General features: G+C 45.6%; 20 protein-coding genes and 2 tRNA genes. 2 read left to right on the top strand and 20 right to left on the bottom strand.

Annotation, left to right across the window (positions count from 1 at the left end):
• Positions 1-9 precede the first annotated feature (9 nt).
• The 16 genes from rpoB to glgP form a co-directional block, all read right to left on the bottom strand.
• A complete protein-coding gene (gene rpoB, locus MINF_RS03595; RefSeq protein WP_012463141.1) occupies positions 10-3,879 on the bottom strand; it encodes a DNA-directed RNA polymerase subunit beta in 3,870 nt (1,289 codons plus the stop codon).
• Between the two features lie 31 nt (positions 3,880-3,910).
• On the bottom strand, positions 3,911-4,300 hold the full coding sequence (gene rplL / locus MINF_RS03590; protein ID WP_048810453.1) for a 50S ribosomal protein L7/L12: 390 nt from the start codon (positions 4,298-4,300) through the stop codon (positions 3,911-3,913).
• A 274-nt stretch (positions 4,301-4,574) separates the two neighbouring features.
• Entirely contained in the window at positions 4,575-5,096 is a 522-nt protein-coding gene (gene rplJ / locus MINF_RS03585) for a 50S ribosomal protein L10 (protein WP_012463139.1), read from the bottom strand.
• 12 nt (positions 5,097-5,108) lie between these two features.
• Positions 5,109-5,822: a 50S ribosomal protein L1 gene (gene rplA / locus MINF_RS03580; RefSeq protein WP_012463138.1), complete on the bottom strand. Its 714-nt coding sequence runs from the start codon at positions 5,820-5,822 to the stop codon at positions 5,109-5,111.
• A 17-nt stretch (positions 5,823-5,839) separates the two neighbouring features.
• A complete protein-coding gene (gene rplK / locus MINF_RS03575) occupies positions 5,840-6,265 on the bottom strand; it encodes a 50S ribosomal protein L11 (protein WP_012463137.1) in 426 nt (141 codons plus the stop codon).
• 68 nt (positions 6,266-6,333) lie between these two features.
• On the bottom strand, positions 6,334-6,936 hold the full coding sequence (gene nusG, locus MINF_RS03570; RefSeq protein ID WP_148205302.1) for a transcription termination/antitermination protein NusG: 603 nt from the start codon (positions 6,934-6,936) through the stop codon (positions 6,334-6,336).
• 71 nt (positions 6,937-7,007) lie between these two features.
• A complete protein-coding gene (gene secE / locus MINF_RS03565; RefSeq protein ID WP_148205118.1) occupies positions 7,008-7,310 on the bottom strand; it encodes a preprotein translocase subunit SecE in 303 nt (100 codons plus the stop codon).
• Between the two features lie 10 nt (positions 7,311-7,320).
• Positions 7,321-7,393: transfer RNA gene (locus MINF_RS03560), tRNA-Trp, on the bottom strand.
• Between the two features lie 34 nt (positions 7,394-7,427).
• Positions 7,428-8,612 carry an elongation factor Tu gene (gene tuf / locus MINF_RS03555; RefSeq protein ID WP_012463134.1) on the bottom strand — a complete coding sequence of 395 codons (1,185 nt, stop codon included), beginning with the start codon at positions 8,610-8,612 and terminating at the stop codon, positions 7,428-7,430.
• 49 nt (positions 8,613-8,661) lie between these two features.
• Positions 8,662-8,734: transfer RNA gene (locus tag MINF_RS03550), tRNA-Thr, on the bottom strand.
• Between the two features lie 151 nt (positions 8,735-8,885).
• Positions 8,886-10,244 (bottom strand): exodeoxyribonuclease VII large subunit, encoded by a 1,359-nt coding sequence (gene xseA, locus MINF_RS03545; RefSeq protein ID WP_012463133.1) that lies wholly within the window; start codon positions 10,242-10,244, stop codon positions 8,886-8,888.
• A gap of 33 nt (positions 10,245-10,277) precedes the next feature.
• A complete protein-coding gene (gene purN / locus MINF_RS03540) occupies positions 10,278-10,886 on the bottom strand; it encodes a phosphoribosylglycinamide formyltransferase (RefSeq protein ID WP_012463132.1) in 609 nt (202 codons plus the stop codon).
• Between the two features lie 30 nt (positions 10,887-10,916).
• Complete coding sequence (locus MINF_RS03535; RefSeq protein WP_012463131.1) at positions 10,917-11,447, bottom strand: adenylyltransferase/cytidyltransferase family protein; 531 nt, start codon at positions 11,445-11,447, stop codon at positions 10,917-10,919.
• Positions 11,448-11,468: 21 nt separating this feature from the next.
• Complete coding sequence (fumC, locus tag MINF_RS03530; RefSeq protein WP_012463130.1) at positions 11,469-12,860, bottom strand: class II fumarate hydratase; 1,392 nt, start codon at positions 12,858-12,860, stop codon at positions 11,469-11,471.
• A gap of 24 nt (positions 12,861-12,884) precedes the next feature.
• Entirely contained in the window at positions 12,885-13,772 is an 888-nt protein-coding gene (locus MINF_RS03525; RefSeq protein WP_048810112.1) for a PPK2 family polyphosphate kinase, read from the bottom strand.
• Positions 13,772-15,493, bottom strand: a complete 1,722-nt coding sequence (gene glgP / locus MINF_RS03520; RefSeq protein ID WP_012463128.1) for an alpha-glucan family phosphorylase — start codon at positions 15,491-15,493, stop codon at positions 13,772-13,774. Before glgP ends, MINF_RS03525 begins: the two co-directional genes overlap by 1 nt.
• A 133-nt stretch (positions 15,494-15,626) precedes the next feature.
• On the opposite strand from glgP, the gene MINF_RS03515 reads away from it, so the two are divergent.
• Complete coding sequence (locus MINF_RS03515; protein ID WP_012463127.1) at positions 15,627-16,955, top strand: exo-beta-N-acetylmuramidase NamZ family protein; 1,329 nt, start codon at positions 15,627-15,629, stop codon at positions 16,953-16,955.
• On the opposite strand, the gene MINF_RS03510 is transcribed toward MINF_RS03515, so the two are convergent.
• Entirely contained in the window at positions 16,945-17,829 is an 885-nt protein-coding gene (locus tag MINF_RS03510) for a CHAD domain-containing protein (RefSeq protein ID WP_238523539.1), read from the bottom strand. The two genes, MINF_RS03515 and MINF_RS03510, sit on opposite strands and share 11 nt — an antisense overlap.
• A gap of 127 nt (positions 17,830-17,956) precedes the next feature.
• Between MINF_RS03510 and rpmG the strand changes: the two genes are divergently transcribed.
• A complete protein-coding gene (rpmG, locus tag MINF_RS03505; protein ID WP_012463125.1) occupies positions 17,957-18,124 on the top strand; it encodes a 50S ribosomal protein L33 in 168 nt (55 codons plus the stop codon).
• 19 nt (positions 18,125-18,143) lie between these two features.
• Here rpmG and ispD read toward each other — a convergent pair whose 3' ends face one another.
• From ispD to MINF_RS03490, 3 genes are read right to left on the bottom strand one after another with little or no spacing between them, the layout of a single operon-like run.
• Positions 18,144-18,851, bottom strand: a complete 708-nt coding sequence (gene ispD / locus MINF_RS03500; protein ID WP_012463124.1) for a 2-C-methyl-D-erythritol 4-phosphate cytidylyltransferase — start codon at positions 18,849-18,851, stop codon at positions 18,144-18,146.
• 32 nt (positions 18,852-18,883) lie between these two features.
• Positions 18,884-19,669 (bottom strand): MlaD family protein, encoded by a 786-nt coding sequence (locus MINF_RS03495; RefSeq protein WP_012463123.1) that lies wholly within the window; start codon positions 19,667-19,669, stop codon positions 18,884-18,886.
• Position 19,670: 1 nt separating this feature from the next.
• Positions 19,671-20,417: an ABC transporter ATP-binding protein gene (locus MINF_RS03490; RefSeq protein WP_012463122.1), complete on the bottom strand. Its 747-nt coding sequence runs from the start codon at positions 20,415-20,417 to the stop codon at positions 19,671-19,673.
• Positions 20,418-20,467: the final 50 nt, after the last annotated feature.

The raw sequence follows: 20,467 nt of genomic DNA, 5'->3' as shown, positions 1-20,467 counted from the left end.
TTTAGTGTTTTATGCTGCTTCTCCACCGCTCAAGGCCTTAGGTGTCGTAGGTTTTACCGACAGTCCTATTACATCCGAGCGTTGACCAATGTTGACCTCGAGGCATAAGCCTTGCAGTTCCTTGATCAAAACATTGAACGACTCCGGGGTCGTCGTTTCCAAGTAATTTTCTCCCTTAACAATGCTTTCATAAATCCTCGTTCTGCCTTGCACATCATCCGATTTAACGGTCAACAACTCCTGCAGGATATAAGCCGCTCCATAGGCTTCCATTGCCCAAACCTCCATTTCCCCAAATCGCTGTCCACCGTATTGAGCCTTTCCTCCCAAGGGTTGCTGGGTAACAAGCGAGTAGGGTCCAACAGCCCGGGCATGGATTTTATCGGCAACCATGTGGTTGAGTTTCATCATGTAGATCATCCCTACGACCACCCTCTGGTTGAACATCTCTCCGGTTCGGCCATCGTAAAGAATACTCTTGCCATCTTCATCCATCCCCGCCTTGACCAAAAATTCCCGTATCTTTTCTTCTTTAACCCCATCAAAAACCGGGGTGGCTACATTAAAACCCAATTTCTTTGCCGCAATACCCAGGTGGGTTTCGAGCACCTGCCCTACGTTCATTCGAGAAGGAACGCCCAAGGGATTGAGGACAATATCCACCGGTGTTCCATCGGGAAGATAGGGCATATCTTCAACCGGCACGATCTTGGAAACAACCCCTTTGTTTCCATGCCTACCCGCCATTTTATCCCCAACCGAAAGTTTCCTTTTATTGGCGATGAAAACCTTGACCTGTTTGATTATTCCAGGCTCTGTATCTTCTCCACTCTCAATTTGATCAAGCTCCAGCTCCCTATCATTCCTTAGTTGTTCAAATTTTGCTTCAAAGTTACCAATAATTTCGAAGATCTTTGAGCGAATTGGACTGGGGTCAATCTCGATCTTGTCATAAGCCTGGGCCATCTTCCTCAACAGCACCTTGGTGATTTTCCGGTTAGCCGGGATAATAATCTCCCCGGTTTCAACGTTGACCACATCCAGGGGGATCTTCTCATTTAAAAGGATGTTGGATAAGGCTTGAGTCAATTCCTCCCTGAGCTCTTCCTCTTTTTGATCGTATCTTTCTTCGATCTCTTTAATTTTTTGTTTCGCTTCGGAAGCATTGATTTTTTCTTTTCGAACACGGGCAGTCCCCGAACTGACGCGAACGTCCATGACGATCCCATAGGTACCAGAGGGTACTCTCAAGGAAGAATCCTTTACATCAGCGGCCTTTTCCCCAAAAATGGCCCTCAAAAGTCTTTCTTCAGGGGCAAGCTCGGTTTCACTCTTGGGTGTAATTTTGCCCACGAGAATATCTCCGGGCTTTACCTCGGCCCCTACCCGAATGATGCCGTCTGGACCTAAATTCTTTAAAGCTTCATCCCCCACATTAGGAATATCTCTTGTAATTTCCTCGGGTCCCAATTTCGTATCCCGGGCCACGATCTCAAATTCATCTATATAGATGCTCGTAAACAAATCTTCCTTAACCACCCTTTCGGAAACAATGATGGCATCTTCAAAGTTATACCCATTCCAGGGCATAAAGGCCACAAGCAGGTTTCTGCCCAAAGCCAGTTCTCCATTCTGGGTACTCGGTCCATCGGCCAGGACGTCTCCCTTTTTTACAACCTGGCCTTTTTTCACAATCGGTTTTTGATTAATACAAGTCCCCGCATTCGATCTCATGAACTTGTTGAGCTTGTAAACTATTCCCTCCCGTTCAGATCCCTGCTTGCTTTTCTTCTTTTTCTGTTCAACCGGGCTTCCGGTCGGGGTCACGATAATTTCCTTACCCGTCACCGAGCTGACCGTTCCATCCACCTCGCTGACAATTACGGCTTGAATATCCCTGGCCACCCTTTCCTCAATCCCCGTACCGACTATCGGAGCTTCCGGCTGAATAAGGGGAACGGCCTGTCTCTGCATATTCGAGCCCATGAGGGCTCGGTTCGCATCATCATGTTCAAGGAAAGGAATCAACCCCGCAGCCACAGAAACTATCTGCTTGGGAGAAACATCCATGTACTCGACTTTTTCCCTTTCCACTTCCATGAATTCCCGGCGGAATCTCACGGCGACTCGCTGATCCAATATGGTTCCGTCTTCGGAAACCGCCGTGTTGGCCATCGCAATCACGTAGTTTTCTTCTTGATCGGCTGTAAAATAAACAATTTCGTTGGTCACTTTACCGTTTAGAACCTTGCGATAGGGGGTTTCCAAAATACCGTAATCGTTGAACCGGCTATAAGAAGCCATCGTGGCGATCAGTCCGATGTTGGGCCCTTCTGGCGTTTCAATGGGACAAATCCTGCCGTAATGGGAAGGGTGAACATCTCTTACCTCAAAACCGGCTCTTTCTCTTGACAGCCCTCCCGGTCCCAGAGCTGAAAGCCTTCTTTTGTGGGTCAATTCCGAAAGGGGATTGATTTGATCCATGAGCTGAGAGAGCTGGCTGCGGGCGAAAAAGTCTCTTATCGTTGCAGAAAGGGCCTTGGGATTAATGAGTTTTTGAGGGGTCATTCCCTCGGTATTCACATCAAAAAGAGTCATTCTTTCTTTGACAAGCCGCTCGGTGCGAGCAAGTCCCATCCGACATTGGTTGGCAACAAGTTCTCCTACCGTCCTGACACGTCTACTCCCCAAGTGATCGATGTCATCGGTAATGCCCTCGCCCTTTCTTAGTTTTATCAGGTAACGGGTGGCCGCAACGAGATCTTCCCAGGTCAAAATACGGATGTCGGGATCCACTTGGATGTTCAATTTTTGGTTCAGCTTATACCGGCCCACTCTTCCCAAGTCGTACCTTTTTGGATCCAATAACAGCCTTTTTAATAAGAGCTTTGCATTAGATTCCGTAGGGGGATCTCCCGGCCTGAGCCTTCTGTATATTTCTTTTAAAGCTTCTACAGGATCTTTGGTAGGATCCTTTTTAAGGCATTTAATGAGGGTGTCGTCATACTGCACATCGACTACGGAGATGGACTGGATACCCACGTCCAAAAGCTGCCTTACCACGCTTCTTGTGACCGGTTCATAGGCCCTAGCCAATACCACATCGGGATTATGAGGGTCTTTGACCTCGCTCACGAGAACTTTCGTGGCAACCTTGTCCTCGTCAATGCCTTCAGATAAATTAAGTTCCTCAACGGTATAAAAAAGCCTTATAATTTCCTCATCCCCGCCGCTACCTAAAGGAGAAGATGGACCGGATAGAGCCGCCGCCAGGGCCCTGAGCAATGTTGTAATCAGGAACTTCCTCCTCTTCTTTCTCCTATCCAAATACACGTAGAGAAGATCGTTGGTATCAAAGGCAACCTCCAGCCAACTCCCTCTATCGGGGATAATCCGAAAGGAATAAAGCGTCTTTCCATTGCTGTGGAAAGAGGATTCAAAACAGATACCCGGGGACCTGTGGAGTTGGTTTACGATCACCCTTTCAGCCCCATTAATGATGAAGCTGCCCTGGGGCGTCATCATCGGCAGTTCACCCATGTAAACTTTCTCTTCCTTGACCCCTTCTTCATCTTTGAGCCTAAAGGTAACATAAAGAGGGGCGGCATAGGTCTTTCCATCGCGAAGGCAATCGATAGGGCTAAACTTGCTTTCGCCAATCTCATAATTGACATATTCAAGCTTGACTTTCCCATCGTAGCTTTCGATCGGGAAAACCTCCAGGAAAACTCCATGCAACCCCTCGGCTTTTCGTTCCTGTGGAGCTACCGAGAGTTGGAGAAAATCGGCATAAGATTTAGTTTGATGTTCTATAAGATTGGGTAAACTTAATCCTTCCCGAATTTTCCCAAAATTGATTCTCTGTATCTTTTCGTTCATATCTCTTCAAGCTCCACAACATCTTCCATCGTTACTTGATTTCTACTTTTGCTCCGGCTGCTTCGATCTTTTTCTTTATCTCTTCAGCCTCCTCTTTCGATAATCCATCCTTGAGAAGCTTAGGGGCTCCTTCAACAAGAGCCTTTGCTTCCGCCAGGCCAAGACCCGATATAGCCGCTCTTACTTCCTTGATTACGGCAATTTTATTCGGTCCTATCTCCTTCAAATGAACGGCAAAGGTCGTTTTTTCCTCTACCGGAGCTTGAGGAGCACCTTGTTGGGCCCCAGCCGGGGCAGCCGCCACGGCAACGGGAGCAGCAGCACTGACTCCCCACTTTGCTTCAAGCTTCTTCACCAGTTCAGAAGCTTCCAATATCGTTAGTTTACTCAATTGATCCACAATCGAATCTAGATCAGCCATATTGACCTCCTTGTATTCCACCTAGAGACGGGCACCCGCTCCGCCAATTCTCCCTGGAGGGCTCCAAGGCTAGGTGGCTGTTCGCCCTCATTCAATCATTATCCTCCACTCCATATTTTTTTAGAATATTCTTAAAAAAATACTTTACAAAGGATAAAACTTTATGAAACTAAATAGCGAAGCATTTTCCTTTCTTTGATCTCTAAAGAGAAGAAATTCTCTTTCTTGGTTCTTTTTGTCACTTTTCAACCGTTTGAAAGGATAGAAAGAAAAATCAATTTTCCTTTTTTGAATATTTTTCGATTAACCGGGCCAACGCGGAAGCGGGCTCGTTTATTAATCTCACCAGTCTTGTCCCCGTAGATTGAAGGGTTAAAAGAACCTGGCTTCTTAAGACTTCAAGTCCGGGTAGATCAGCCAATTTCAAAAAGTCAGTTTCATATAAAACAGCATTTTCTATGATCGCGGATTTGATTTTGGGCAACTGGAATTCGGCGATAAAATTCTTTAAAATTTTAGCCACCGCTGTCGCATCCTTTTCTTCCGAGGTCAAAACCGCGGTGGGCCCCTTAAAGATATTTTCTGCAAGGACCGCTTCAGGCTTGATCTCGTTAAGGGCCATCCGAATCAATGTATTTTTTGAAACCAGGCAACGGCAGTTGACCGCTTTCAACCTTTTCCTCAGCTCAGAAAAAACAGAAACCTTAAGCCCCGTAAAATCGATGAAAACAATAAAATAGGAACGCTTGAGCGCCTCAGCGACATGATTCTTTAACAGTTCTTTTTCTATCCTCATAGGAAATACCCTTTATTTTATCAATGAATAAGGATCGAGCCGAATGCTCGGCGATACACTCAGTGAAACAGCCATGGATTGAAAATATTTGCCTTTAGAGGACTGGGGTTTTGCTTTGGCCACGGCATCCACCACCGCTTTTATGTTCTCTTCCAATGCTTCGGTTTGGAAAGAAGCTTTTCCTGCAACCACGTGCAGATTGGCCGCTTTATCGACTTTAAATTCAACCCTTCCTTTCCTAAATTCCCTTATAGCTCCTACAACGTCTTCTGTAACCGTTCCCGTTCTAGGATTAGGCATAAGTCCCCGTGGACCAAGTATTTTTCCCAGCTTCCTTACCTCCTGCATCGCATCCGGGGTAGCAATCGCCACGTCAAAATCGGTATAACCTTCTTGGACCTTTTTAATGAGATCCTCATAACCGACAATATCTGCTCCCGCCTCTTTAGCTTGATCGGCAACCGTTCCCTTGGCAAATACAGCTATTCGGACCGTTTTACCCGAACCGTAAGGCAAGCTGACCATTCCTCGGACCATCTGATCGCTCTGCTTAGGATCAACACCCAAATGAAAGGCTACATCGACAGATTCGTCATATTTGGCCTTAGGCATGCTTTTCAATAATTCCAAAGCCTCGGTCAAAGAATAGGTTTTTTTCCTATCTATTTTTTCAGCCGCAAGCCTATATCTTTTGCTTCGTTTCTTTGCCATTTGCGCGTTCTCCATTAACCTTTGTCCTCGAGTTATTCAACAACCTCTATACCCATGTTTCTTGCCGTCCCTTCAATCATTCTCATCGCCGCTTCTTCGGTGGAGGCATTAAGATCTTTCCACTTTATCTTTACAATTTCTTTAACCTGGGCTTTTGTGACCTTCCCCACCTTCGTCCGATTCGGTTCCTTGGAGCCACTGGCAATATTAGCCGCCTTTTTAAGGAGAATAGAAGCAGGAGGAGATTTCGTTACAAATGTAAAAGTCTTATCTTTATAAATGGTTATCACCACGGGCAATATATTGCCCGCTTCTTTTTGGGTAGCCGCATTAAATTCCTTGCAAAAAGCCATAATATTGACCCCATGCTGGCCCAACGCAGGACCAACAGGTGGAGCCGGATTAGCTTGACCTGCAGGGATTTGCAACCGCACGATAGCACTAACTTCCTTGGCCATGTTTATTCCTTTTACAATAAATATTTCGAGCCTTTGAAAATGAATACCTTCCTTATCTGCAGTCGTCGTTAACTGGCTTTTTCTACTTGCCAGTATTCCAGTTCAACCGGAGTCGAGCGCCCAAAAATATTGACCGATACTCGGAGCTTTCCTCTTTCCAAGTCCACCTCCTCTATGACCCCCTCGGAATTCAAAAAAGGACCGTCTCCAACTTTGACCCGGTCTCCCACTGAAAAAACGGTCTTGGGAAGAGCACTAGAAGTTCTTTCTTGAATTTGCCTTAACATTCCCTCCACTTGCTCCCTAGGCATCGGCAAGGGATTATCTCCATCGGCAAAACCGATAACTCCGGAGGTTTCTCGAACAAAATACCAGGCCCTTTCTATCAACTTCCCCGAAGAATCCCTTAATTGAATTTGCAAAAAGACATATCCAGGATAAAGCTTTCGATTTATCTCGATTCTTTTCCCTTTTCTCACCTCTGAAACTCTTTCCACGGGAATGACAACCTCTCCGACGAGATCCTGCATCTCCTCGGTCTTGATCCTCTTTTCTAAATTTTTCTTTACCTTTTCTTCTTGCCCCGACAAAACATGAAGGGCATACCATTGCATGTTCTGAGATTTTGCAGTAATCTCATCCATCGCAACGTCTGAATATTCCGCTTTCATCATATCCTAAAAACTTTCCGCAGCCCCAACGGCCTTCCCTTCCAAAAAGCTTCTCCTTTGTCGCCTTTTGACTAAAAGTGCAACGTCGTTAAAAAATTTATCAATCTAACCAATATAAAATCTGCAGAAGTTACCACCGCTGCAAGTATAATAGAATATATGGTCACAGCCAAAGTAGAATCAATTAATTCTTTATATTTTCTTATCCCTTTTTCCTTGGGATCCCAAGGCCAAGAACATTTCTTGAGTTCGACAACTACCTCTCCAATAAAGGCCTTGATGAACGAGCCTTTTTTCTTCCACACCCATACCAAAAGCCCCGTGCTTAAAACAAGGAAAACGATGTAAGCAATTTCAATCCAAGAAACCGGCATTTTCATTTACCAGGGCAGGAGGGACTCGAACCCCCAACCGACGGTTTTGGAGACCGCTACTCTACCAATTGAGCTACTGCCCTACTCAATTTGTTGTTCGTTTTCAAAACCGGGAAGCTACTCGATAATCTCCGTTACAACACCCGCTCCCACCGTTTTCCCTCCTTCACGGATAGCAAATCGCATGGATTTCTCCATGGCGATAGGGGAAATGAGCTCCACCATGAATTCCACGTTGTCACCAGGCATGACCATCTCCACCCCTTCCTTTAACGTCACCGTTCCCGTCACATCGGTGGTTCTAAAGAAGAACTGAGGCCTATAACCGTTGAAAAACGCGGTATGCCTTCCTCCTTCTTCCTTCTTCAAAACATAAACCTGGGCATTAAACTTGTGATGGGGAGTGATCGTTCCCGGCTTGGCTACGACTTGGCCCCTTTCGACATCGTCTTTTTTGATTCCCCGTAACAAAAGACCAACATTGTCTCCCGCTTCGGCCGTATCCAATGTTTTCCTAAACATTTCAATATCGGTAACAACCGTTTTGGTCGTCGGCCTGATCCCCACAATCTCAACCTCCTCCATTCTCTTCAGCGTTCCCCTTTCAACTCTTCCCGTGACTACCGTTCCTCGTCCTTCAATGTTAAATACATCTTCGATGGGCATCAAGAAGGGTTGATCTTTGGGCCTTTCCGGGATGGGAATATAATTGTCCATCGCCTCGACAAGCTCCAGGATATTTTTCTCGTATTCAGGGTCTCCTTCCAAGGCTTTTAGGGCACTGCCTTTGATAATCGGGATTTTGTCACCCGGAAAGCCATATTGATTGAGCAATTCCCTAACTTCAAGCTCCACAAGTTCAAGCAGCTCCTTATCATCAACCATATCCACTTTGTTCAGGAAAACGACGATGTAAGGAACGCCAACCTGGCGAGCAAGAAGGATATGCTCTCTCGTTTGAGGCATTGGACCATCAGCCGCACTGACCACCAATATCGCCCCATCCATTTGAGCCGCCCCCGTGATCATGTTTTTAATGTAATCGGCATGCCCCGGACAATCGACGTGAGCATAATGCCTTTTGTCCGATTCGTATTCAACATGCGCCGTATTGATTGTAATTCCGCGCTCTTTTTCTTCCGGAGCCTTGTCGATCTGATCGTAAGCCATTTTTTGCGCAAGGCCCTTTTTCGCTAAAACATAGGTTATAGCGGAAGTTAAAGTGGTTTTACCATGATCGACATGACCAATCGTCCCCACGTTAATATGGGGTTTTTTTCGTAAAAATGCCTCCTTTGCCATTGACCTTCCCTCTTTTTAGTTCAGTTATTCATCATTAGTTTTCTTCATGAGCCCATGACCGGGATTGAACCGGTGACCCCGTCCTTACCAAGGACGTGCTCTACCAACTGAGCTACATGGGCAAAGCCTTTCTTTAAATATTTTAAACAAATCCAATCAAAAAACAAAGATTCAAAGCTTTCAGCGTATTCCTTTTGTTTCTACGAATAAAGAGTTAGAAATATAATATAAGAATTTTTCTTAAGTCAAGGATTCCTATACTATAAAGCCTATTTATTTCCACTCAAAAGAACTTCTTTCTTTCTCTTGCTGCGTTTTCTCTACAGCAGCCCATAAACTCCCCTTCGAGAGAACGACAACAATTTGTTCTCCCCTTGAAACCTTCTCAGCCTCTTTCAATACCCTGCCTTGCCGGTCGAAAGTCATTGAATAGCCCCTATCAAGAACCACTTGGGGACTTACCGAAGCCAGTCTAGCAGCCCAGAGCTTGAGCTCCTCCCTAACCCTCTCAAGCACAAGCTGGGGGTTAAACGATTTTAACCGCAACTCAAGCTCGGTATATTTTGTTCGGGCCCTTTCTAAAGCTAGGGAAACTGCCTTTTCCAATGCCTGCTCAAGCATGTCTGCGTTCTGTCTCAGCAGTCCCACGTAGCGAGAAGGTTCGGCAAGACTCGAACTTTTTTTTATTTTTTCCAATCTTTCTTTCCATATTTCAAGGTATTGCAGAGAAAACCGGTGCATTCTCAGCTCTAAATGCTCGAGTTCTTGACGCCACTCTTCCCAATCTCTAGAAACGATCTCCGCAGCAGCGGACGGCGTAGGGGCCCTGACGTCGGCGACAAGATCGGCTATAGTAAAATCCGTTTCATGTCCCACGGCTGAAACTGTCGGGATAGGGCACCGGAAAAGGGCTCGTGCAACAATCTCTTCATTAAAAGCCCACAGATCCTCCAAGCTTCCCCCTCCTCGGGCTACGACTAGGATATCCACGAGGCCCAGCTCGCCGAATTCTTCGATGGCCTTGGCGATCTCCTGTGCCGCTCCGTTGCCCTGTACTCTTACGTCTCGGATATAGATGGTTATTCCAGGAGCCCTTCGCTGTAAAATCCTGGAAAAATCCTGGATAACGGCACCTTTCAGGGAAGTAACAATACCTATTTTTTCAGGGAAAAGGGGAAGTTTTTTCTTGCGGGAGAGATCGAAAAGACCTTCTTGGGCCAGTTTTCTTTTCAATTCCTCGAACTTTTCCAAAAGAGAACCGGCCCCTTTTTTTCTGGCTTCCACCACGCGAAGTTGATATTGCCCCCTGCTTTCATATACCGTGAGGAAAGCCCTGACCACGATAGACAACCCATCTTTCAATGGAAAGTCGAGTTTTTCTGCTTCAGTTCTAAAAAAAACGGCATTAATCACCGCCGTTTCATCTTTCAGTGTAAAGTAACAATGTCCGGAGCTGGGAATTCTTAAATTAGAAACCTCTCCGATGACCCATACCTCGCCAATGTTTCCTTCCAAAAGGAACCGAATCTTTTTTGTCAGGCCGCTGACCGTCCAAGGTTCGGGTGGTCCTTCAACGGCCGCGTTTTGTCTTGCCACTTCCGTTTGCCACAGGTCAAGTTCCCTTTCATTCATCTTAAAATAAAACTTCCAAGCAAAAGAAAAAGCTTACAACTTTTGATTGATCCAATCCAAGCATATCTCTTTCAACACCCTAGGATACAACTCATGTTCTGCCTGCTGTATCCGTGCATGCAATTCTTCAGGGCTGTCTGCGGGATAAACGGGAACCTTGGATTGGGCAATAATTTTACCTCCATCCAGCTCCTTGCTCACCCAGTGCACCGTACAACCCGTTTCCTTTACCGCTGCCTTCAATGCTGCTTTCCATGCCTCCTTTCCTTTAAAGTCGGGTAAAAGGGAAGGATGAATGTTTAATGTTTTGCCCTCGAAAGAAGCAAGAAAAGTTTCCTTAAGCACGCGCATAAAGCCCGCCAGCACAACCAGCTCAGTATTGTATTGCTTTAAGATTCTTACCAGTTCTTCCTCTATCCAAGGCTCAAGCCAAGTCTTGTATTTTCCCTGGGGCAATACCACCGCGGGTATAGCCAACTGCCGGGCTTTTTCCAAAATCAATGCCTTGGGATTGTCCGACACCACAACGGCTATCTTAGCAGCTATTTCACCCTGGGCAATGGCCTTGGCGATCGCTGAAAAATTGCTTCCTTTTCCCGAACCCAGCACCGCCAGGTTTATCCATCTTCTCTGATGAGTCATTGCTCTACTAAAAAAAATGCATTCTTTTTTTTACTTGTTTTGTTCGGCCATCAAGCTCCCTTTGCGAATTCTTTCCACCGTGCTGGAGGTTGACCTGTCCGGATAAAGAGGGATGAACTTGATAAGGGCCTGGCAGCTACTGAGAACTTCTTTTTCTTCTTGATCCAGGGATTGAGAGGTATAATCGGCGCCCTTCACATAAACGGCCGGCTTGACCAGCGAAAGAAACCGCGTAGCCCGCTTTTCGGTAAAAATCGTCACCGCATCGATCCCCTTTAATGATCCGACGATGGCCGCCCTTTCCCAGGCGGGGAAAAAGGGTCGATTATCCCCTTTGAGTTCCCTCACCGATTGATCTCCATTGATACCTACCCAGAGAAAATCTCCCAACTTCTTCGCCTCGTTCAAAAGGGTCAAATGACCAACATGAAAAAGATCGAAACAGCCATTGGTCACAACCACCCTCTTCCCCTTGAGAAACCGGCGAAAAAGAGCCACCTGCTCCATGGGTATAAACCAGAAGTTTTGCCCTGCTGGCGGAAGCATAGACAAGTCATTCATAAGAAGTTTCGCCTTGAGGAATCAGTCAAGACCAACCATTTTTTCGGGTTGGACAAAGCGGTCATATTCATCTGGAGTTAATATTCCCAATTCTACGGCTGCCGCTTTCAACGAAAGATCTTCGCTATAAGCTTTTTTTACAATCTTCGCAGCCTGATCATATCCTATTTTTGGGGTTAATACCGTGATCAACATAAGGGAGTGGTCGACATATTCTTTGAGTTTCTTCACGTTGGCCTGGAGCCCTTCAATACAAAATCGTCTAAAGTTTCTACACGAGTCGGAAAGAAGTCGGATGGAATGCAGGATGTTCCATATGATCAAGGGCTTAAAAACATTTAATTCAAAGTTTCCTTGACTACCCGCAATGGCTACGGCGGTGTCATGGCCCATCACTTGAAGGCAAACCATCGATAGGGCTTCTGCCTGCGTCGGGTTTACTTTCCCGGGCATAATGGATGAGCCGGGTTCGTTGGCCGGAAGAATGAGTTCTGCCAGGCCGCACCGGGGACCGGATCCCATCCACCTTATATCGGAGGCAATTTTAAAAAGGGAAGCAGCCAGTCCCTTGAGAGAAGAACTCAATGCCATGAGCGGCTCATGCCCCGCCAGGTAGGCGAATTTATTCTGGGCGGAATAAAAAGGAAAGCCCGTCCATTGGGCTATTTTCTCGGCCACTTTTTCTCCAAAACGAGGATGGGCGTTAATCCCGGTTCCTACGGCCGTCCCCCCAATAGCCAGGCCGTAGATATCGGTTAAACTGGACTGAATCTTCGATAAGCCCATTTCAATTTGACAAACGTACCCACTGAATTCCTGCCCCAAGGAAATAGGCGTTGCATCCATCAGGTGCGTTCGACCAATTTTAAGGAGGGGGAAAAACTCTTTTGTTTTCTTTTCAAGGGCATCCTTGAGTTTTGCAATCTCGGGAAGAAGCCGGTTATGGATAGAAAGGGCCGCTGCAATATGCATGGCCGTGGGAAAGACATCGTTTGAAGATTGGCCGCGGTTGACATCATCATTGGGGTGAACAGGGCTTTTACTCCCTAGGGGAAATCCCGCCAACTCGTTGGCCCGGTTGGCGATCACTTCATTGCAGTTCATATTCGTTTGGGTCCCGCTGCCGGTTTGCCAAACATAAAGAGGAAAATGGTCATCCCAAAGCCCCTGGTAGATCTCATCGCAAGCCACAACAATCCACTTTTTTTTCTCTTCAGGCAGAAGCCCCAGCTCGGCATTGGTTATAGCGGCCGCTTTTTTGATCAAGGCTAGAGCCCTAATGACTTCCAGGGGCATTTTGTCTTCACCAATAGCAAAATGCATAAGGGACCTGGCCGTTTGTGCCCCATAGTACTTGTCCGCAGGGACAGTGACTTCACCAAGGGAATCGCTCTCTATTCGAAATTTTTGCATGGTAGAAATGGAGTTGAGTTAAGATTAAGACGAGGTTTTTTTGTAAAACAAAGCCCGTAGTTTTTCTTTTTCCTCCTCTTTCAAACGGGGATAATCAAGCTTTAATTGCTCCAGGATTTCCACGATGATGCTTGCAGCGAGCAGTTGGCTAAACCATTTATGGTCGGCGGGCAAAACATACCAAGAACTCCGTTCTGTCGAGGTATGAGCAAGCATCCGTTCGTAGGCAAAAATATATTCCTGCCAATGTTCTCTTTCCAAGAGGTCCGAAAGAGATATTTTCCACTGTTTATCCTCCCTTTCGATTCTTTCAGCCAACCGTTTATCCTGTTCTTTTTTCGAAAGGTGGAGAAAAAATTTGATAATTAAAAATCCATTTTCCACAAGATAGCTTTCAAAGCGATTTATCGCTTCGTACCTTTTCTCCCAAAACTTTTCTTTATAAGGATCTTGGGCAATTTTTTCCTTTTTAATCAGTTCCGGATGCACCCGGGTAACCACCACCTCTTCATAGTAAGAACGATTAAAAATCCCGATACGGCCCCGTGAAGGCAATTTTCTTACATAACGCCACAAAAAGTCATGCTCCAGTTCCTCCGCGGTGGGTTGTTTAAAGCTATGAACCTCTACCCCTTGAGGATTCAATCCCGACAACACGTGCTTGATTAAGCTATCCTTTCCCGAGCAGTCCATTCCTTGAAGAACGATCAGCAAAGAAAAACTATCGGCCGCATAGAATTTTTCCTGCAAAACGATCATCTTTTCAATGTCTTGGGCAAGCCTCGGCAATGCTTCTTCCTTGCTCTTAAAAGGTCCTGTATCGGCAGGATCAAAATCGGATAAATGGACCTTTGCTCCCTCTTTGATTTTATAAGGGATCGTTTTCAGCCGTTCTTCCAAGTTTTTTTTCATCAATAATAAGCTTTTAGCACATATTGCATAAGCATGCGCTGGGCATTAAAAAAAGAACCATTAATGGCAATGCAGGAGCGCATGATCAAAGCATAGGCTTCGGGATTTTTATAAAATATGGGCATGATGACCTTTTCAAGCTTGTCGTAAAGGGCCATGGCATCCCGGTCGTTGCTGTAATCCCCCTCTTTTGCTTCTTTGAGTTGGAAAACATCCATGCCAATAGACCAACCGGTCGTCCCTTCAATGCAGCCTTCTATCCACCACCCATCAAGCACACTCAAGGAAGGAACGCCGTTGATCGCCGCTTTCATTCCACTGGTTCCCGAAGCTTCGAAGGGCGGTTGGGGATTATTTAGCCATAGGTCAACCCCGGCCACGATTCTTTTGGCCAAGGCCAAATCATAGTTTTCCAAAAAAACGAGTTTAATTTCAGGAACAAGGGAAGGGCGTATGGCATGAATCCTCTGAATGATCTTTTTTCCCTCCTCGTCCTTGGGATGGGCCTTACCTGCAAATATCAACTGGATTGGACCAACGGAGCGGGCAATGGCATTTAACCTTTCCAAGCGGGTAAAAATCAGTTCGGGTCTTTTATAAGCGGTCATTCTTCGTGCAAAACCGATGGTAAAATTGTCGATATCCATCCCCATATTTTTCTCTCGGTTCACGAAATCCAACAACAGTCGTTTATTGATCAAATGAGCTTCCCAGATCTCTTTCAAAGGGATGGAAATAGCATAACGAATGCTAAAGATGTCCTCTTTCCATCTCGGGATATACCCATCAAAGAGCTTTTGAATGGGGCTACTTAGCCAGGATGGAACATGGATCCCGTTGGTTATGGCGTCGATTTCATAATGAGAAAAAAGCATTCGAGAGACTTCCGAGTGCCTCTTGGCGACCCCGTTGATGTAATGGCTAAGGTTTAAGGCCAAATAGGTCATGTTGAGAAAATCCCCACAACAAAAAATATCCCGCAATTCCCCATGGACAGGGAAAAAAGGCAGAACCTGTTTTACAAGGCCAAGGGGAAACTTATCATGGCCTGAAGCTACAGGAGTGTGGGTAGTAAAAACACAAAGAGATCTTACCGCTTCGATGTCTTCCCAACTGGCTTGTTCATGGCCCACTGCAGCCATCTGCTCTCGTAAAAGCTCTAGGGTAAGAAGACTGGAATGACCCTCGTTCATGTGAAATCTGTCTATTTTTTCATACCCCAGGGCGCGCAGCATCTTTACCCCACCAATACCAAGCACGGCTTCTTGGCAAAGCCTGTAGCGCTCATCCCCCCCATAAAGAAACCCGCTTAAAGTTCTATCGTAAGGGTCATTCTCGGCTAAATCCGTATCGAGAAAATAGACGGGGACTGTATGATCATTGTGCTTAATTTCATAAAGCCAGGCCCGAAGAGTGACTTCCCTTTTTTCTAACCGAATTTTCACCCGCGGGGGCTGTTCTACGAGAAAATCATCCACGATCCATTCCACCGGTTCTTCTCTCTGGATTCCCTTTTCATCAATTCTTTGAAAGAAGTAGCCCTTACGGTATAAAAGAGAGACTCCGACCATGGAAAATCCGACGGCCGCCGCAGCATTCAGGGTGTCTCCCGCCAGAACCCCCAAGCCTCCACTGTAGGTGGGGATCCTCTCATCGACGGCAATTTCCATCGAAAAATAGGCGATAATCCGGCTTAAAGCATTCTTTTTAAAGTGGTTCATTTTTTGAAGGGGGTGAAGTTCATCATCCCCTTTTCTCTACCCATAATATAAAAAGGATCAGCTTGAAGGTTAGTTTTTAATAGCTCTTTTAAAATTTCAAGTTTTATCCCTCAATCTAACATAAAAATAGGGCTTGTCTTTATTTTATGCTTCAAGAAAAATAGGGATAATGCAGAGGGCTGCCCTAAAACGGCTTTCTTTTTTTTGCCTGATCTTTCTAGCCAGTCCGGTGGTTTGTCTCCATGCCGAAGTGCTTTTGGGCATTGACGTTCTTAGAGAAGAAAACTTCGCCCCTTTAAGGGGGAAAAGGATCGGACTGATCACCAATCAAAGTGGAGTCGATTCCCATGGCAAAGCCACTCGGGTTATACTGCAAAGAGCACCGGGAGTAAAACTGGTCAGGCTTTTTGCTCCGGAACATGGCATCGATGGGAAAATCAAGGCCGGCCGTGATGTTCCCTCCCACAAGGACAGGTTGACGGGGTTAAAAGTGTATTCCCTTTACGGGGAAACAAGAAAACCCACCCCGGCTATGCTTAGGGACCTGGATGCCCTGGTCTTTGATGTCCAGGATATCGGCTGCAGGAGCTATACTTTTGTCAGCACCATGGTGAGTGCAATGGATGCCTGCGGAGAAGCCGGAATCCCCTTTTACGTTCTCGATAGGCCTAATCCCCTGGGCGGGCTACGCGTTGAAGGACCCTTGGTCCACCCCAGTTGGAAATCTTTTGTCAGTTTTATTCCCGTTCCCTATGTCCATGGAATGACTGTGGGAGAAATCGCCCAGATGGCTAACGAAAGGGGATTTATATCGCATCCCTGCGAGCTGCACGTTATTCCCCTGAAGGGATGGAACCGGTCGATGACATGGAAAGATACCGCTTTGCGTTGGATTCCTACCTCGCCCAATATTCCCAGGGAAGATACCCCCGTTTATTATGTCGTAACCGGATTCATAGGCAGCCTTGCAGGAATGGAACTGGGAACAGGAACACCCGAAGCCTTTAGGCTCGTAGCGACAAAAGGTCTTGATGGATATCGACTTGCCAGTGAAATCAATGCGTTGAATTTAGCCGGAGTACTCGCCGTTCCCAGGATCATCAACGGGCTTTATGGCGTAGAACTCCAGATCGACCCCAAAACGCCCGCAAATCTTACCGCCCTTGGCGTTTTCATTACCTCTAGGGTAAACCAAATGGCTACTCCTAGTCCTTACAGCAGGTCCTCGTTTTCACAAAGAAACCTCTTTTTCAAAGTGTATGGAAGTCCCTTGATTCACACTGAATTGGCCCGCTATAAATCTCCCCAGTCTATCGCCCAAAGGTGGGATGCCGAATTAAGCTCTTTTTTATCCCTAAGAAAAAACTACCTTCTTTATCCTTATCCACAGCCTGGAAAAGAAAAAATCATTATAAAAAAAGCTAAAAAGGTAAAAATCCTCACCGACCGATCTATGGATTGAAAATTTTCTCTATCGTTTCCTCCAATCCGCGGTCCATGAGCTTCTTGGCCAAGCAAAGAGCCTCCTTTTCTTCCTCCTCTTGAAGCTTACCGATCAACAAGAGAAATTCTTTAAAGGCATCCTTTTGCCCATCCCTCAAGTCCCCTGGATGAGAACTATTTATAAAGGAGGCAAGGAGGTGAAAATCGTGTGCCTGTCCAAGATGTTGCTCCAGCTGTTTAAATTTTTTAACGATTTTTTCTAACTCCTTGGAACCGTTCCCATGCCAACAAAGGCTCAAGTGATAATAAAATCGCTTGGTTTTTATCCTCCAACGGTGAAAAGAATCGGCAGATCCTTCTTTTTGCGCTTCTTTCATCGTTTTCGTCACCGCCTCAAGACCTTTTTTCATCCTGTCTAAGGCCAATTGCTTGCTAAAAGGTTTTGCGGCGATCTTCTTAAGCAGTTTTTCTCTTGCAGCCAAGATCCTATCCATGGCTAAAGCCAAGTATTTTTGAGTCCCCAAGCTTTTGCCTATTCCAAGCATCGGGTCTTGTTCTAATTGCTGGGACCGTCTTTCCAAAAGAGTCTTGAGAGACTTGGGAAGGATAAGCCTCGGATATTGCTGTTCAATTTTTCTATAGATATTTAAAAAAACATGGGAATCCCTTACCGCTCCAAGATCGGACATCGCTTTTTTGACTTTTTGCTTTTCTCCCTTTACAAAATCCTTGCCGAGAAGGGGTTGAAAAAAATAATATAAAGCGCGTAATTTTTTACCTAATACCCTGAGATCGTGGATCTTGTCGGTAAAATTTTCCGGGTTTTTCCACTTTAAGAGCTTTTCAGAAGCCTTATCCCAAAAAACTACGGGGAGATGGTCCTGTATTTTCATACTATCCCCTTTTTCCATAATGAGAGATTAATAAAAATTATCCGATTTTTAAGGAATAAAAAAAGATTCTCTTTTCTTTTCATTCTGGACATTGACAACTCGCTTTTCAAAAAATAATAATTAAGGGATGCCAAGAGAACAGATTATCCTCGAATGTACGGAAGCAAAAGCACTTGGAAAGCCCGCTTCCCGTTATTACGGAACCAAGAACAAAAAACAGCAGCAAGGGAAAATAGAGCTGAGAAAGTATAATCCTTTCTTAAGGCGACATACTCTCCATAGGGAAATAAAATAAACCCTCCATGGGATAGGCATTACGGCTTTTGATGGGAAAGCCTGTTGTTTTCGATGAGGAGGTTTGCCACTTCCCAATCTTCCGGAAAGGTCATCTTTATGTTTGTGCCCGTATAAGGGACGACCTTTACCGCTTCGCCTAGAAGTTCAATGGCCGAAGCATCGTCGGTAACAAGCTTCCTTTGGGCATGGAGCTCTAAATAGGCTTTTTCGAGTAATGTCCTGCGGAAAATCTGCGGAGTTTGAACCGTCCATATTTTACTCCTATCCAAGGTTCTCAGCACCTTGGCATCGGGATCCACCTCTTTTAGAGTATCCGAACAGGGCTTCCCGCAAACCGCGGCCCCGACTTCAACGGCGGCCTGGTAAACCTTCTCAATGAGCTCTTCATTGATAAACGGTCTTGCCGAATCATGGATCATGACATAGCGACATTTTCGATCTAAAGCCAATAATCCTTGATATACAGAATCCTGTCTTTCTTTACCCCCAACAACAACGGTTATCTCTTTATCCAAAGAGAGAGTTGAAATTTTTCCTTTTGCTTTTTCAACATTCTCTTTAGAGACCACGACCACGATCTGTTCAACTAGGGGCGATCGACTTATCCTACAAAGACAGATTTCTAAAGGACAAAACCCGTTGGAAAAAGCCTTAAATATTTTATCAAAACCCATGCGCCGGCTCTGTCCCGCAGCTACAAGAATTGAACCCATCGCAACGTTCATAGCGTTCTACCGTAGGCTACTCTTATTGACTATTATTTACTCTTTTCCAACTTGGCTTTTATAACCGGGTGCTGGACCGGTGTTCCTTTTGCTTCTTGCTTAGCCGCAACATCGGAATAAAAGAGAATCCCTTTTTTTCGAAGATTAAAAACAAAAGCGGAAAGATTTTCAGATATTTCGGGATCGTTCAGGAGTTTCGCCAGGGGGCCTTTGCCATATTGAGCATCCGCAATCAGTTGATCGGTGCGGGTTAAAACCATACGAAGCTCTTTAATCGTTGCCCGCAGATCAGCTGCCGTTTCGTCGGTAAGCACATTCTGATTGATTCGGTTTACGATCGTTCCCGCTCCTTCAAGCAGTTGGGTGGCAGAACTAATCAAAGGAGCAATTTGGCTTGTCACATCGCTCAGGGTCGAGGCCCGGCTTCCCCGGACCTTGTCTCCATTCCTCAAAAAAGGGGCGGTCGTTCCCTTAGGGGTTATCGCTATGGCCTTGTCTCCCAGCATTCCCACGTCAACAATTTGGAAAAGGGCATCCTTTCGAATTTTTGCATCGGCATTAATTTTTAAATCCACCTCAACAGCCCTTCCTTCTCGGATCTGCCTAGGAGTACTGACAACCCTTCCCACGGGGGCACCGGCAAACTGCACCGGCGCACCTTTAATCAAGCCGTAAGCATTGGGAAATTCAACCGTAATTTGATAAGAAGGTCGAAACTTTTCGCCGTAGCGGCCAAAATAAATAATCAATCCCCCGAGAATCGCCAAGCCTATCAGGAGAAAAAGCCCCACCTTGATTTCCAAGTTTTTTGGTTCCATGTCAACTACACCTCACTTCAGATTCTATTATTCCATGAACAAAATTCCGGATCACAGGATCACTGGAAATTTCAAACTCCTGCGGACTGCCCACACTGTAAATCTTTCCGTTGTAGAGCATGGCAACGGTTCTTCCTAGTTGCCTGACCGCCTCCATATCATGGGTGACGACTACCGTCGTCACATTAAAATCTTTATTTAATGAACAAATAAGGGCGTTAAGCTCGGCAGAAGCAATAGGATCCAGTCCGGCCGTAGGTTCGTCAAAAAATATGATCTTAGGCTTAGCAATTACTGCTCGGGCTACCGCTACCCTTTTTTTCATTCCTCCACTCAATTCCGAGGGCATTTTCTTCTCCTGCCCTTTTAACAAGAGTCTTTCCAAGATCTCGCCCACTTCCTTTTTAATTTCCTTTTCACTCATACCCCCTTTTTCACGCAAGGCAAAAGCCACATTTTCTTCGACAGTCATAAAATCAAAAAGGGCTCCATTTTGAAAAACCATTCCCATATCCCTTCGTATCGGCGCAAGCTTTCTTTCGGAAAGACTGACAAGATTTTTCCCTTTGTACCACACTTCCCCCGAATCGGGTTTAATCAACCCCACGATTATCCGCAAAAGAACACTTTTGCCTCCTCCGCTTCTCCCAATGATCATGAAACGATCTCCTTCTGGAATTTCCAAGTTCACTCCATCCAGGACCGTTATTCCATTAAAAGATTTTCTTACGTTGAGGACTTTTAACATCTTCCTGCACTTCCCAACAGTTTTCTTTCGCGAAAACTTAAAAACAATAT

It is taken from the genome of Methylacidiphilum infernorum V4, assembly GCF_000019665.1.
Classification (GTDB): domain Bacteria; phylum Verrucomicrobiota; class Verrucomicrobiia; order Methylacidiphilales; family Methylacidiphilaceae; genus Methylacidiphilum; species Methylacidiphilum infernorum.
The sequence above is the reverse complement of the archived record's forward strand: the minus strand, read 5'-3'. Positions and strand labels throughout refer to the sequence as shown.

Bases quoted from the DNA above. Each gene is read 5' to 3' on its own strand.
- rpoB (WP_012463141.1), bottom strand. From the start codon at position 3,879: ATGAACGAAAAGATACAGAGAATCAATTTTGGGAAAATTCGGGAAGGA.
- rplL (WP_048810453.1), bottom strand. From the start codon at position 4,300: ATGGCTGATCTAGATTCGATTGTGGATCAATTGAGTAAACTAACGATA.
- rplJ (WP_012463139.1), bottom strand. From the start codon at position 5,096: ATGAGGATAGAAAAAGAACTGTTAAAGAATCATGTCGCTGAGGCGCTC.
- rplA (WP_012463138.1), bottom strand. From the start codon at position 5,822: ATGGAGAACGCGCAAATGGCAAAGAAACGAAGCAAAAGATATAGGCTT.
- rplK (WP_012463137.1), bottom strand. From the start codon at position 6,265: ATGGCCAAGGAAGTTAGTGCTATCGTGCGGTTGCAAATCCCTGCAGGT.
- nusG (WP_148205302.1), bottom strand. From the start codon at position 6,936: ATGAAAGCGGAATATTCAGACGTTGCGATGGATGAGATTACTGCAAAA.
- secE (WP_148205118.1), bottom strand. From the start codon at position 7,310: ATGCCGGTTTCTTGGATTGAAATTGCTTACATCGTTTTCCTTGTTTTA.
- tuf (WP_012463134.1), bottom strand. From the start codon at position 8,612: ATGGCAAAGGAGGCATTTTTACGAAAAAAACCCCATATTAACGTGGGG.
- xseA (WP_012463133.1), bottom strand. From the start codon at position 10,244: ATGAATGAAAGGGAACTTGACCTGTGGCAAACGGAAGTGGCAAGACAA.
- purN (WP_012463132.1), bottom strand. From the start codon at position 10,886: ATGACTCATCAGAGAAGATGGATAAACCTGGCGGTGCTGGGTTCGGGA.
- MINF_RS03535 (WP_012463131.1), bottom strand. From the start codon at position 11,447: ATGAATGACTTGTCTATGCTTCCGCCAGCAGGGCAAAACTTCTGGTTT.
- fumC (WP_012463130.1), bottom strand. From the start codon at position 12,860: ATGCAAAAATTTCGAATAGAGAGCGATTCCCTTGGTGAAGTCACTGTC.
- MINF_RS03525 (WP_048810112.1), bottom strand. From the start codon at position 13,772: ATGAAAAAAAACTTGGAAGAACGGCTGAAAACGATCCCTTATAAAATC.
- glgP (WP_012463128.1), bottom strand. From the start codon at position 15,493: ATGAACCACTTTAAAAAGAATGCTTTAAGCCGGATTATCGCCTATTTT.
- MINF_RS03510 (WP_238523539.1), bottom strand. From the start codon at position 17,829: ATGAAAATACAGGACCATCTCCCCGTAGTTTTTTGGGATAAGGCTTCT.
- rpmG (WP_012463125.1), top strand. From the start codon at position 17,957: ATGCCAAGAGAACAGATTATCCTCGAATGTACGGAAGCAAAAGCACTT.
- ispD (WP_012463124.1), bottom strand. From the start codon at position 18,851: ATGAACGTTGCGATGGGTTCAATTCTTGTAGCTGCGGGACAGAGCCGG.
- MINF_RS03495 (WP_012463123.1), bottom strand. From the start codon at position 19,669: ATGGAACCAAAAAACTTGGAAATCAAGGTGGGGCTTTTTCTCCTGATA.
- MINF_RS03490 (WP_012463122.1), bottom strand. From the start codon at position 20,417: ATGTTAAAAGTCCTCAACGTAAGAAAATCTTTTAATGGAATAACGGTC.